The sequence below is a fragment of the Sphingomonas sp. PAMC 26621 genome (assembly GCF_000251145.1).
Lineage (GTDB): Bacteria > Pseudomonadota > Alphaproteobacteria > Sphingomonadales > Sphingomonadaceae > Sphingomonas.
This window is the reverse complement of the sequence record NZ_AIDW01000052.1, coordinates 1-12517: the sequence shown is the minus strand read 5'-3', so window position 1 is coordinate 12517 and position 12517 is coordinate 1. Positions and strand designations below refer to the sequence as shown.

Sequence of the window (12517 nt, the reverse complement as noted above, 5' to 3'; positions counted from 1 at the left end):
GCATTGCAGGATCGCTTGCGGCGATCGTTCGGGGCGATGCACATGCCCCGTAGGGGTCGAGCGCTCGACCTTCCAAAATGACATAGCCCGGTTGCCCCGAGCACAGCAGGTTCGGGAACTACCTACCCGGTTGTGGCTTCCCCGACTTAGGTAGTTCCCGAGGGTGCCGTGCAACCCGGCCGACTGCCATTGCCCTAGCAGCGCGTGCCCTCCGGCTTCTTAATAGCGGAGTCTGCCGCGCCGCATGGAGACACCGTTGCCTCAATCGAGTTCCACGCCGAAGGCGCCCGACGGAATCGTGATCGCAGTGCGCGGCGCGGTCGTCGACGTGTCCTTTGCGGGGGCAGAATTGCCAGCGATCGACACTGCGTTAATCGTCGACTGGGATCGGCCGGAGACGCTCGTCCTCGAAGTCCACAGCCATGTCGATCCGCAGACGGTCCGCGCGATCGCGCTGCAGGCGACGATGGGTCTTGCCCGCCAGACCGGGGTCCGGGCGACGAGGGCGCCGGTCGCGGTGCCGGTCGGCGATGCGGTGCTCGGGCGATTGCTCGACGTGGTCGGCACGGTCGCGACAATGGCCCCGCGCTCCCGAAGAACACGCCTCTTCGCAGTATCCACCAAAAGCCACCCGCGCTCGAGGACGAGACCTCGTCGACCGACATTTTCGAGACCGGCATCAAGGTGATCGACTTGCTGGCGCCGCTCGCACAGGGCGGCAAGGCGGCGATGTTCGGTGGGGCAGGGGTCGGCAAGACCGTGCTGGTGATGGAGCTGATCCACGCCATGGGCACGAAATACCAGGGGCTCTCGGTGTTCGCGGGCGTCGGCGAGCGCTCGCGCGAGGGGCATGAATTGCTCACCGACATGCAGAGCTCAGGCGTGCTCGAGCGCACCGTGCTGGTTTATGGTCAAATGAACGAGCCGCCGGGCGCGCGCTGGCGCGTGCCGCTGACCGCGCTGACGATCGCCGAATATTTTCGCGACGAGAAGCACCAGAACGTGTTGCTGTTGATGGATAACGTTTTCCGCTTCGTTCAGGCCGGCAGCGAATTGTCGAGCCTGCTTGGGCGGTTGCCGTCGCGCGTTGGCTACCAGTCGACGCTGGCGAGCGAAGTCGCCGCACTCGAAGAACGGATCGCCTCCATACCGGGTGCTTCTGTGACTGCGATCCAGGCGGTCTATGTCCCGGCGGACGATTTCACCGACCCGGCGGTGACGGCCATCTCGAGCCACATGGACAGCATCATCATGCTGTCGCGCAAGCTCGCGGCCGAAGCCTTTTACCCGGCGATCGATCCGCTGGCCTCGTCTTCGGTGCTGCTCGATCCGCTGGTGGTGGGCGAAGAACATTATGCGCTCGCCGAGAGGGCGCGCGAGGCGCTCGCGCGGTTCGAGGAGTTGCGCGACATCATTGCGCTACTCGGCGTCGAGGAACTCGGGGCCGACGACCGGCTGATCGTCAAGCGCGCACGCCGCCTGGAGCGCTTCCTTAGTCAGCCATTCGTCGTCACCGAAGCCTTTACCGGCACGCCCGGCGAGAGCGTCAGCCGTGCCGATACGCTCGCCGGCTGCAAGGCGATCCTCGATGGCGAAGCCGACGATTGGGCGGAAAGCTCGCTCTACATGGTCGGCACGCTCGACCAGGCGCGCGCCAAGGAAGCGGCCTCGACCAAGCAGAACGCCCACAAGGATACTAAGCCATGAGGCTGCGCATCGTCACCCCGCTTTCGGTGGTCGTCGACGAGGAAGCACTCGCGGTGCGCGCCGAAGACGATAGCGGCAGCTTCGGCATCCTGCCCGGCCATGCCGATTTCCTGACGAGCCTCGCGATCTCGGTCGTCGGGTGGAAGCGGATCGACGGCTCGCGGCGATATTGCGCGGTGCGCCGCGGGATGCTGTCGATCTCCGGCGGGAAGGACGTGGCCGTCGCGACGCGCGAGGCGATTGCGGGCGACGATCTCGCAACGCTCGATGCGACTGTACTCGACCGATTCCGCGCCGATATCGAGCAAGAGCGCAGCGACCGCTTCGAAAACAACCAGCTCCAGCTCAATGCAATCCGCCGGATTGTCAGCCAGCTTGGATCGAGTGGCGGGACGACCTTCGCATGAGCGCCCTCCAAACGCCGCCCGAAGATCCGCTGATCGCCAGCGTCCGGCTGCGCGGCGCACGCCGAGCGCGCTGGCTGCGCGATGGCGAGGATTCGGTGGCGCGGCGCCTCGCACAAATCGGCGTGCTCGGCTGGATCACAGTGGTCCCGATGCTGGCCGGCATTTTCGCCGGGCGTTGGCTCGACCGGACGTATCATAGCGGCATTTTCTGGACCGCGCCGCTGCTGATGCTCGGCGCAGGCCTCGGCTGCTGGTCCGCGTGGCGCTGGATCAAAAGCGCGTGATGCAAAATCTTTTCCTCGCGCTTTGGCTGGCCGCCGGTATCCTCGCCGGTATCCTCTATTTCATGAGCATTTGGTGGAGCGCGCAGCGTTTCGCCAACGATGGCGGTCTGGCGACGACGCTCGCCGTAGCGGTGTTGCGGCTGGCCACACTTGGCGGGTTGCTCGTGCTCGCCAGCTTCCAAGGCGCGGGGCCGTTGCTGGCGATGGCGCTGGGCGTCGTGCTCGCGCGCTTCGGTGTGATGCGGCGATTTCGCACAGTCGCATCATGATCTCGCCGCTTGCCAGCGTGACGCTGTTCCACATCGGCCCGGTGCTGATCTCGCAAGCGGTCGTCACCACATGGGTGATCATGGCCGTGCTGACCGGCGGTGCGATCCTCGTGTCGCGCACGCTGAAAGCGGCACCGTCGAAGACGCAAGCGCTGTTCGAGCTGATCGTCGATACCGTCGATGGCGAGATCCGCAACACGATGCAGGCCGAACCGGGCCCGTACCGGGCGTTCATCGGCACGCTGTTCGCGTTCATTTTCGTGGCGAACTGGTCGACGCTCATCCCCGGCGTCGCGCCCCCGACCGCGCGGCTCGAGACCGATGCTGCGCTTGCCATGCTGGTCTTCGTGGCGGTGATCTGGTTCGGCATTCGTGCAGACGGGCTTGGCGGCTATCTGTCAACCTTCGCTTCGCCTTCGCCGTTGATGATTCCGCTCAACCTGATCGAAAGCGTCACGCGCGCCTTTTCGATGTTCGTGCGCCTGTTCGGCAATGTGATGAGCGGCGTGTTCGTGATCGGCATCGTGCTGTCGCTCGCCGGGCTGCTCGTGCCAATCCCGCTGATGGCGCTCGATCTGCTGACCGGCGTGGTTCAGGCCTACATCTTCGCGGTGCTGGCGATGGTGTTCATCAGCAGCGGCCTGCCGGCCAAGCCCATTCCTAAAACTCCCCAAGAAAGGACGGCACCATGAACTGGTTGGCCCTTTGCAGTATATTTTCCGCAGCTATGGCGGTGTCGTTCGGCGCGATCGGGCCAGCGCTCGCAGAAGGGCGCGCGGTCGCAGCGGCGATGGACGCAATCGCGCGCCAGCCCGAATCGGCCAGCACGATTTCGCGGACCTTGTTCGTCGGGCTGGCAATGATTGAGACGATGGCGATCTATTGTCTGGTCATCGCGCTGTTGCTGCTGTTCGCCAACCCGTTGCTGAAGTGATGCAATGACCATCGACTGGTGGACACTGGGCTTTCAGATCGTCAACGTCACGGTCCTGATCTGGCTGCTCGGCCATTTTTTTTGGAAGCCGGTGGCGGCGATGATCGCAGCGCGTCGCGCTGCGACGCAGAAGTCGATCGACGATGCCAAAACGGCAAGCGACACGGCAGCAGCCGCACTGGCCGACGTCGAGAAGACGCGCGCTGGCTTCGCCAAGGAACGGGAGACGATTCTGGGCGACGCGCACAAGGCGGCCGATGCCGCGCGCGCGGTGGTGCTGGCGAAGGCCAAGAGCGATGCGGAAGCGCTGCAGACCGCCGCGAAGGCCGACATCGCTAAGGACGCCAAAGCGCAGGAGGGCGCCTGGGCCCAGCGGTCGGCCGACCTTGCGGTAGATATTGCCGGGCGGCTGGCGGGGCGGCTCGATGGCGACGCGGTGCAGGCTTGCTTTCGGCAATGGCTGATCGAAGAGATCGGCAAGCTTCCCGCGCAGGCCCGGAAGGCCGCCGCAGCAAAGGAAATGAAGCTTATGCTTGCGAGCGCCGTAACGCTTGATGCGGGGACTCAGCAGAGCTGTGCGAAGGCGATCGGTGAGGCTCTCGGCGGCGATCCCCAGATTGCGTTCACCACCGATGCTACGTTGATCGCTGGCTTTGAGCTGAGCGGAGAGCATCTGATCGTGCGCAGCAGCTGGCAAGCCGATCTGGTGACGATCCGGGCCGATCTGGCGAAATGAACGCTTCCGACACTTGGCTGAAGGACGCGCAGGCTCGACTCGGCGGCACCACCCTCGGCGCGCAGGCCGAGCAAATCGGGCGGGTCGAGGAGGTCGGTGATGGCATCGCTTTGGTGTCAGGGCTGCCGAATGTCCGGCTCGACGAATTGCTCCGCTTCGAGAAAGGCCAGTTCGGCTTTGCGCAAATGCTCGATGAGGATCGCATCGGCTGCGTGCTGCTCGACGACGTCGACGGGGTCGAGGCGGGCGACAGCGTGCGCGGCACCGGCGATGTCGTGCGCGTCCCCGTCGGGCGAGGGCTGCTCGGCCGCGTGGTCGATCCGCTTGGCCGCCCGCTCGACAGCAAAGGGCCGATCGCCAGCGACACGCGGCATCCGATCGAACGGCCCGCCCCAGCGATCATCGACCGCGATCTGGTGGTCGACCCGGTACAGACCGGGCTGGTGGTGGTCGACGCCTTGTTTGCGCTCGGCCGAGGGCAGCGCGAACTCATCATTGGTGACCGCGCGATCGGAAAGACGAAGATCGCGATCGACACGATCATCAACCAGAAGGATAGCGATATCGTCTGCGTCTATGTCGCGGTCGGGCAAAAGAGTTCGAGCGTGCGGCGCGCAATCGACGCGATCGAGGGCAGCGCCGCGCCCGAACGCTGCATCGTCGTCGTCGCCGGTGCAGCGAGTTCGCCTGGGCTGCAATGGATCGCGCCCTTCGCGGGCATGACGATGGCCGAATATTTCCGCGATTCGGGCGGCCACGCGCTGATCGTGATCGACGATTTGACCAAGCATGCCGCCACCCACCGCGAAATCGCGTTGCTGACGCGCCAGTCGCCGGGGCGTGAGGCCTATCCCGGCGATGTGTTCTACGTCCATGCCCGGCTGCTCGAACGCGCGTCGAAATTGTCGAAGGACAAAGGCGGCGGATCGCTGACCGCGTTGCCGATCGCCGAGACCGACGCAGGCAATCTCAGCGCCTATATCCCGACCAACCTCATTTCGATCACCGACGGCCAGATCGTGCTTGATGCGAAGCTGTTCTACCAAGGGCAGAAGCCGGCGGTCGATGTCGGCACCAGCGTCAGCCGTGTCGGCGGAAAGACGCAGGCACATGCCTTGCGCGAAGCGGCGCAAACGCTACGGCTCGATTATGCGCAGTTCCTCGAGCTCGAGAGCTTCACGCGCTTCGGTGGCATGCCCGACACGCGCGTCCGCCAGCAATTGACCCGCGGTGCGCGGATCCGCGCGATCCTCGATCAGATTCAGCACGCGCCGCTCAGGCTTGCGGACGAGGTCGCCCTGGTGCTCGCGTTGCAAGGCGGGCTCCTCGACGCGCTTCCGCTGCCCGCGATCCCGGGGTTCCGCAAGGGCTTGGCCGAGATGATCGATCGCGACGCGGCCGATGCCGTCGCGATGATGCAGAAGGACGGCACGCTCGACGACGACGCGAAAAAGGCGCTGCTCGGCGCGCTGGAGAAGTATGCGACCAGCTTCGCGCCCGAACTCGCGGCCGCGCCCGTCGATCCTGCGACGTGACGCTTCGCCTTGCCGATATCGACGCGCGGATCGATGGCGTCGAACAGCTCGGCGCGGTGGTCAATGCGATGCGTGGCATCGCCGCAGCGCGCGCGCAGCAGGCGCGCACGCAGGTCAAGGCGGTAGACAGCTATGCCGCGACGATCGCCGCTGCGATCGGCCGCGCGCTCACGCTGATGCCGTCGATTCCGCACAAGGATCGAGCGGCTGACACGCATCCTGCTTTGGTGGTATTTGCGGCGGAGCAAGGCTTTGCCGGTGCGTTCAGCGAACACGTCTTCGCATCGCTCGGTGACGACTTGGCAGGATCGCCGATCTTCCTAATCGGCACGCGCGGTGCCACCGTTCTTGCCGAACGCGGGATCGACCCGGCATGGCTCGGCGCGATGCCGTCGCACTCGGCGGGTATTCCCAAGCTGGCCGATCAGGTCGCGGAGGCGCTTTATAGCGGGCTGGCGAAGGGGGAGATTGTCGCGCTGGACGTCGTCTTCAGCCAGCGAGATCCGGGGCACGACGCTAGGATCGAGCGGATCACGCTGCTCCCGCTCGATCTGAGTCGATTTCCCGCATCCGCGCTCGGTCCCCCGCTGCACAACCTCGCGCCGGCGGAACTGCTCGCCGGGCTGACCGCTGACTATTTCCACGCTCAGTTGTGCCACGCAGCGCTCCACGCCTTCGCCGCCGAGAACGAAGCGCGGATGGAAGCGATGGCGGCGGCGCGCGATCAATCCACGCGCCAGCTGGTCGATCTGCAGGCCCAAGCGCGGCTTGTGCGACAGGAAGAGATCACCGCGGAGGTCATCGAACTCGCTGCAGGAGCGGCAGCGAGTCAAGCGCGCGCTAGGTAGATTCCGACCCGCGAGGCGGCCTGGCGATCAAGCTATGACAATACTATCGCTGATCCGGCATTGCGCCGGGAGGCGGTCAAGACTTGCGTCAATCCGTAAAGGACACACTCATGATCGCCACGACACCCCAAATTCTGTACACGCAGACTCGTCTCGGCCAGACGCTTTTGCAGGCGGACGCCGCGACAGAGGGCTGCGCCCGGGCCTCACACCTCGGGCTGGCCGATCTGTATAGAACGGACCTCTCTAGGCTGAACGCTGCGATGCTCGACATCGCACCGGAAGCCGGCGATCCTGACGTGATTTTCCTGCTGAACGACGTGACAGTTGATGACAGGCGCGCGCCGGGCGAAGTCTGTGCGAGACTTGTCAGCGGGTTCGAGTGATGAACGATCGCACCTCGCGGGACCGCCAGTCTTCGTCAGCTGGCCCGGTCGATCGGCCGGGCTTCGATCTCGGCGGATCGACGGGCGAGACTACCGCGTGCTTGGGGCTCAGACTAGGCTTGAACTCCGGCGACACGCCTTTGGAGCGAAGTCTCCCGGGACGCCGGATCGTCGGCAAGCTTGGCATTCCGCGCTGGCGCGGTCCTGATATCGAGACCGTCCTGACGCTGAAAGATGGCCCGGGAGGTCGGTAAAAGGTCGATCGAAAGTCGCGGAACGGCTGAGTGAGCGCGATGCACCGCCACGCGTGGTAGTTTCGCGAGGAAGTTTCATTGTCACTGCCGTAGCCGCGCGCCGCCCCTTCCGCATCGTCGCCAAAATGGGTCAAGCTAGTCGCCTGTTAAGGCCGCCGCCCTGTGGTCACGCGATTTGCCACCGGATCAGATAAGTCCAGCCGCGCCACCGCGCCTAGCGTATCGTCCGAAGAATGCTTGTAAGCCCAAGCTCGAAGCGCAGCGAGCCGCTGCGTCCCACTATTGTCTGGTGATGGAGGCGATGTCGTAAATTGCTCCGGAAGGCTCATTGAGACGCCGGATCGTGCAGCTCCGTGGCCGTTCTCGACGGACGAATTCATCAAGCACTGCGCCAAAGCTATGATGGGCAGGGACAGACGATTGGGCCAGTCTGCTGGCCGATCATGTCCAGCGCCGGCCCGAACTTCATCGGGACATGTCGCCATCCGCTTCGCCTATCGATCTTTGGCATGACGCCTGCACAACCGGGCCGCGATGATGCGCGCTTGCTTGGTGAAGAGTTGGCTTTGCTGATCGACGGTGCGACCAATTACGCGATCTACATGCTCGATCCGCGCGGACATGTAACGATCTGGAATCGCGGCGCCGAGCGGATCAAGGGCTGGACGCAGCTCGAAGTTCTTGGTCAGAACGCTGCATTATTCTACATCCCGAAGATGTGCTGGCCGGCAAGCCGCACGCCGATCTCGCGCGCGCCAGCGCTGAGGGCCGCTTGGAGGAGGACAGCTGGAGGCTGCGGAAGGATGGGTCGGAGTTTCTTGCCAGCGTGACGATCACGGCCTTGTACGACGAGGCAGGCGCATTGCGCGGGTTCGGCAAGGTCGTGCGCGACATCACCGACCAGAAGGCGGCCGAAACTGCGCTGATGCGGCGTGAGCAGCATTTGCACTCGATCCTGGCGACGGTGCCCGATGCGATGATCGTGATCGACGAGCAGGGGCGGATCGCGTCGTTCAGCTCAGCGGCGGAACGCATTTTTGGTTATGCCGAGAACGAGGTGCTTGGCCGCAACGTCGACCTGCTGATGCCCGAACCCGATCGGCAGCGGCATGACGGCTACCTTGCCGCCTATCTTGCGGGGGGCGCGCGCACGGTGATCGGGGCGGTCCGTGCCGTCACCGGCGTGCGCAAGAACTGTGCGACTTTTCCTGCGGAGCTGGCCGTCGGCGAGACGCTCAGTGGTGGACAGCGCATCTTCACAGGCTTCGTGCGCGACTTGTCGGAGCGGGAGCGCACCGAACTTCTCGTGCGCGAGCTGCAATCCGAGCTCATCCACGTCTCGCGTTTGAGTGCGATGGGGACGATGGCGTCAACACTGGCGCACGAGCTCAACCAGCCTCTGACCGCGATCACTAATTACCTCGAAACGACGCGCGACTTGCTAGTCGACCCATCTGCGGAGACCGTCAAGCTGGTGCGCGAAGCGTTGCACGAAGCGGCCGGCCAGTCGATCCGCGCGGGGCAGATCGTCCGTCGCTTGCGCGACTTCGTCGCGCGCGGTGACGTTGAGCAATGTGCCGAACCGCTCAATGCTCTGGTACGCGAGGCAGCTAACCTCGGCCTGATCGGCGCCGAGCAAGCAGGCGTGGAGACCGTGCTGGCGTTCGCGTCTGATGGCGAGCTGGTTCATGCCGATCGCGTTCAAATCCAGCAAGTGCTGGTCAATCTGATCCGCAACGCCCTCCAGGCTATGACAGCGACGCCTCGCCGGATCCTGACGATCACGACCGCAGTTGAATCCAACGCCTGCATGCAAATCACGATCGCCGACAGCGGCGACGGCATCGCGCCGGACATTGCCGATCGCCTGTTCCAGGCGTTCGCCTCGACCAAGCCCGACGGCATGGGGCTCGGCCTGTCGATCTGTCGCACGATCGTCGAGGCGCATCATGGGCGAATCTGGGCGGATTCAGTGCCGGGCGGCGGGACAGCGTTCCACTTCACCTTGCTGCGGGACCGAGCCGATGTCGGATAAGCGGACCGTCCATCTGGTCGACGACGAAGACGCAATCCGACGCTCGGCCGGCTTCTTGTTGCGCTCTTCCGGGTTCGACGTCGTCACCTATGCGTCGGGCACCGAGTTTCTCGCGAGCGCGAGCCAAGCGGCCCCCGGCTGTATCCTGCTCGACATCCGCATGCCGGGAATCGACGGGCTTGAGGTACAGCGCACGCTCGGCGAACGCGGCATCGGGTTTCCTGTCATAGTGCTGACCGGCCACGGCGACATCACGCTGTCAGTCCGCGCGATCAAGGCGGGGGCGGTCGATTTCCTTGAAAAGCCATTCGAGAAAGCGGCGTTGCTGCTCGCGATCGAGGAAGCGTTCGAACGGTTGGCCGACACGCAGGCACAGCGGCTCGATGCGAGCGACGCGACGGTGCGCCTGGCCGCGCTCACCCCGCGTGAGCGCGATGTGCTGGAAGGATTGGTCGCGGGCCAGCCGAACAAGATCACCGCTTACAAGCTCGGCATTTCGACACGCACGGTCGAGGCGCACCGCGCCAATCTGACCCACAAGCTTGGCGTGCGCTCGATCTCGGATGTGCTGCGGCTGGCGTTCGCCGCCAATCTCGGCGCGCCACCTGTCGGGTGACGCCGAACGCCGGGCAAGTCTTCAGTTTCTACGTACAGACCCCGCGCTCGTATTCGTCGATGGTGCGACAATGGATCAGACCCGCACGATAGATTTCCCGCGATGAAGGGGCTGCGTATCGCCTTGATCGCTGGGGCGCCGGCGGTTCGGCATGCGCGCCAGTTGATGCTGCGCGGCGAAGGGTTCGACGTGCGCGCGTATGGCAGCGCCGCTCCCTTGCTCGCCGACCCGCTTGCGTTGGCGAGTAGCTGCATTGTTGCTGAGGTGGCGATGCCCGAGATCGCGGGCGTTGCACTGGTGCAAGCGATGCGCGGGCAGGGGTTGCAGGGAGCCGCGATCCTGCTTGCGGGCGTCGTTTCCCCCGCGCTGGCGGCGCTCGCAACCGAGCAGGATTTCACCGTGATGGTCCCGACCGAATTGGCCGACGGTCTGTTGCTGGCAGGGATTCGCACGGCGATCGCCGAGCACTCACGCTAACCCAAGAGCCGCCCGACATGCCGCGCGATCTGCGCGCCATCCTGCAATGGCAACATCCGCACAGCGACCGACCCAGCAAAGGCGAGATCGCCGCATATTGCCGCGCGTACCTCCGCGTCGTGCTCGCCGATGCCGTCGGTAAAGACGATGAGATCAGCACCACCCAATACCGCGAGCATGCCAGCGATCTGCTTGGCAACCGAGCGGCAGAACATGCGGATGGCGAGTGTGGCGGCGGGGTCGTCACTGGCATGCAGCACGCGCAGGTCGGCCGACAGACCCGACACCTTGAGCAGGCCTGAGCCGCGGTCGATGAGATCCTCGACCGCGGCGGCATTGAACCCGCGGGTGCGCAGCCTCTCGATGCTTGCGGTAACCGTGGTCCGCTACAGCTAGGATTTTGCGCATTCCGCGGTTGCGACCACCCGGGCCTTCTCCTGCTCGCTCCAGCATTCCTCGATGAACGTTTCAATCAATTCCCGCTGGAGCAGCTTCTCCGTCAGCGCTCCAAGCACGCGATGCTCGAGCTGCAGCATGTTGATTGGCTCGGCAGATCAGAGCCAGAAGATGACGGTGGCGCCGAGGGCGATAGCGGAGAAGAAGACGGTCGGGCATCGATCGTAGCGAGTGGCGACGCGGCGCCAGTCCTTCCGGCGGCCGAACATAATTTCGATACGGCTCCGGCTTCGGTAGCGGCGCTTGTCGTATTTGACGGGGGTGATCCGGGATTTTCGGCCCGGAATGCAGGGCGTTATGCTCTTTGCTTGAAGGGCGTCCCTGTACCAGTCTGCGTCATAGCCGCGGTCGCCCAGCATCCACTGCGCCTTGGGTAGATCGTCAAGCAGCGCGGCAGCGCCGGTGTAGTCGCTGACCTGGCCAGCGGTCATGAAAAAGCTGAGCGGTCTACCTTTTGCATCGGTCACGGCGTGCAGCTTCGTATTCATACCGCCTTTGGTGCGACCGATGAGGCGCCCAAGGCCCCCTTTTTAACCCGCAGGCTCGACGCCGTACGGTGCGCTTTCAGGTAAGTCGCGTCGATCATGATCGTCTTCGGCGTGGCGCTAGCGGCCGCCAGTCTTTCCATTATGCGGAGGAAGACACCCCTTTCGCCCCATCGCTTCCACCGGTTACAGAGCGTCTTGTGTGGACTGTACTCCCGAGGGGCATCCCACCAGCGCAGCCCGTTGCGGTTGACGAAAACGATGCCGCTCAACACCCGCCGATCATCAACCCGTGGCTTGCCGTGCCTCTTAGGAAAATACGGCTCGAGCCGAGCCATCTGCTCGGCGGTCAGCCAGTAAAGGTCGCTCATCCTCGGTCTCCTTGCGGAGCCTGAATCAGATCGCGACGCTCATATAAATGGGTCCTGACCCTAGGGACGATCAGCTTCGTCACGCGCCGGTTGATGCCATCGCAACTGTGTCGGTCGCCTCGGCATGGAAGAGGTTGGACCGCCCGAACACCTCGCATGCGCCAGCCATGCGATTGATCGTCCGTTATTCTTCCTGCCGAAGAAGAGCCTTCCGGGCTTCGAAAGCGTGTTACGAACCTCCGCCATTATACCAAGACTCTCTGATCAGGACCGATGGGCCCACGACCGCAGTCCGATGGACATGATGCGCCACGGCTGATCGGTGAGGCGGTTCCAGGCGAAGCAGCAATGGTCGAGGATGTCGTCGTAGGATTTGAAGATGCGGTTCGACAGCCAGTTGTCGCGCATGAACTGCCAGACGTTTTCGACCGGGTTGAGCTCGGGGCATTTTGCCGGCAGCGGCAGCAGCGTGATGTTGGCCGGGACGATCAGCCCCGCCGAGAGATGCCAGCCTGCCTGGTCAAGTATCAGCACGGCATGGGCGCCGGGCGTCACGGCGGCGGATATCTCGGCGAGGTGCAGCGTCATCCCTTCGGTATTGCAGCGCGGGAGCACCAGGGCCGCTCCCTTGCCCTCGGCTGGGCAGATGGCGCCGTAGATGTAGGCCGAGGTGGTACGTTGGTCCTTGTGAGACTGCCAAGGCACACAGGGGATAGG

General features: G+C 64.4%; 16 protein-coding genes and 1 pseudogene. 14 read left to right on the top strand and 3 right to left on the bottom strand.

Features of this window, described 5'->3' with window-relative positions; translation table 11 throughout:
• The first annotated feature begins 244 nt into the window (after nucleotides 1-244).
• The 14 genes and pseudogenes from atpD (at nucleotide 245) to RI03_RS20320 (ending at nucleotide 10488) form a co-directional block, all read left to right on the top strand.
• Nucleotides 245-1707, top strand: a pseudogene (gene atpD / locus RI03_RS20380) (F0F1 ATP synthase subunit beta).
• Nucleotides 1704-2114: a F0F1 ATP synthase subunit epsilon gene (locus RI03_RS20375; protein ID WP_010219590.1), complete on the top strand. Its 411-nt coding sequence runs from the start codon at nucleotides 1704-1706 to the stop codon at nucleotides 2112-2114. Before atpD ends, RI03_RS20375 begins: the two are co-directional and overlap by 4 nt.
• Entirely contained in the window at nucleotides 2111-2398 is a 288-nt protein-coding gene (locus tag RI03_RS20370; protein WP_010219589.1) for an AtpZ/AtpI family protein, read from the top strand. Before RI03_RS20375 ends, RI03_RS20370 begins: the two co-directional genes overlap by 4 nt.
• A complete protein-coding gene (locus RI03_RS20365; protein ID WP_010219588.1) occupies nucleotides 2398-2667 on the top strand; it encodes an ATP synthase subunit I in 270 nt (89 codons plus the stop codon). The genes RI03_RS20370 and RI03_RS20365 overlap by 1 nt, the downstream gene beginning before the upstream one ends.
• Entirely contained in the window at nucleotides 2664-3359 is a 696-nt protein-coding gene (locus RI03_RS20360) for a F0F1 ATP synthase subunit A (RefSeq protein WP_010219587.1), read from the top strand. The genes RI03_RS20365 and RI03_RS20360 overlap by 4 nt, the downstream gene beginning before the upstream one ends.
• Nucleotides 3356-3601 carry a F0F1 ATP synthase subunit C gene (locus RI03_RS20355; RefSeq protein ID WP_026046920.1) on the top strand — a complete coding sequence of 82 codons (246 nt, stop codon included), beginning with the start codon at nucleotides 3356-3358 and terminating at the stop codon, nucleotides 3599-3601. The genes RI03_RS20360 and RI03_RS20355 overlap by 4 nt, the downstream gene beginning before the upstream one ends.
• A 4-nt stretch (nucleotides 3602-3605) precedes the next feature.
• Nucleotides 3606-4337 (top strand): F0F1 ATP synthase subunit B family protein, encoded by a 732-nt coding sequence (locus tag RI03_RS20350; RefSeq protein WP_010219586.1) that lies wholly within the window; start codon nucleotides 3606-3608, stop codon nucleotides 4335-4337.
• On the top strand, nucleotides 4334-5872 hold the full coding sequence (locus RI03_RS20345) for a F0F1 ATP synthase subunit alpha (RefSeq protein WP_010219585.1): 1539 nt from the start codon (nucleotides 4334-4336) through the stop codon (nucleotides 5870-5872). Before RI03_RS20350 ends, RI03_RS20345 begins: the two co-directional genes overlap by 4 nt.
• The gene (locus RI03_RS20340) at nucleotides 5869-6720 is read left to right on the top strand and encodes a F0F1 ATP synthase subunit gamma (RefSeq protein ID WP_010219584.1); all 852 of its coding nucleotides are present in this window, start codon (nucleotides 5869-5871) and stop codon (nucleotides 6718-6720) included. Before RI03_RS20345 ends, RI03_RS20340 begins: the two co-directional genes overlap by 4 nt.
• A gap of 110 nt (nucleotides 6721-6830) precedes the next feature.
• Nucleotides 6831-7106, top strand: coding sequence for a hypothetical protein (locus RI03_RS20335; RefSeq protein WP_010219582.1), 276 nt, complete (start codon nucleotides 6831-6833; stop codon nucleotides 7104-7106).
• A 607-nt stretch (nucleotides 7107-7713) separates the two neighbouring features.
• A complete protein-coding gene (locus RI03_RS25440) occupies nucleotides 7714-8190 on the top strand; it encodes a PAS domain S-box protein (protein ID WP_443208568.1) in 477 nt (158 codons plus the stop codon).
• Nucleotides 8079-9395: a PAS domain S-box protein gene (locus tag RI03_RS20330; RefSeq protein ID WP_010219579.1), complete on the top strand. Its 1317-nt coding sequence runs from the start codon at nucleotides 8079-8081 to the stop codon at nucleotides 9393-9395. The genes RI03_RS25440 and RI03_RS20330 overlap by 112 nt, the downstream gene beginning before the upstream one ends.
• The gene (locus RI03_RS20325; RefSeq protein ID WP_010219578.1) at nucleotides 9385-10011 is read left to right on the top strand and encodes a response regulator transcription factor; all 627 of its coding nucleotides are present in this window, start codon (nucleotides 9385-9387) and stop codon (nucleotides 10009-10011) included. The genes RI03_RS20330 and RI03_RS20325 overlap by 11 nt, the downstream gene beginning before the upstream one ends.
• Nucleotides 10012-10113: 102 nt before the next feature.
• Complete coding sequence (locus RI03_RS20320; protein WP_010219577.1) at nucleotides 10114-10488, top strand: histidine kinase; 375 nt, start codon at nucleotides 10114-10116, stop codon at nucleotides 10486-10488.
• On the opposite strand, the gene RI03_RS20315 is transcribed toward RI03_RS20320, so the two are convergent.
• From RI03_RS20315 to RI03_RS23095, 3 genes are all read right to left on the bottom strand, one after another.
• On the bottom strand, nucleotides 10485-10844 hold the full coding sequence (locus RI03_RS20315) for a hypothetical protein (RefSeq protein ID WP_274517579.1): 360 nt from the start codon (nucleotides 10842-10844) through the stop codon (nucleotides 10485-10487). The two genes, RI03_RS20320 and RI03_RS20315, sit on opposite strands and share 4 nt — an antisense overlap.
• Nucleotides 10845-10880: 36 nt before the next feature.
• Complete coding sequence (locus RI03_RS24225; RefSeq protein ID WP_170318431.1) at nucleotides 10881-11024, bottom strand: hypothetical protein; 144 nt, start codon at nucleotides 11022-11024, stop codon at nucleotides 10881-10883.
• Nucleotides 11025-11042: 18 nt separating this feature from the next.
• Nucleotides 11043-11800 (bottom strand): IS5 family transposase gene (locus RI03_RS23095; protein WP_086011738.1). Its coding sequence is split into 2 segments (ribosomal slippage): nucleotides 11043-11476 and nucleotides 11476-11800, totalling 759 coding nucleotides; the frame shifts between segments, so codons are not numbered across the junction.
• Nucleotides 11801-12517 lie beyond the last annotated feature (717 nt).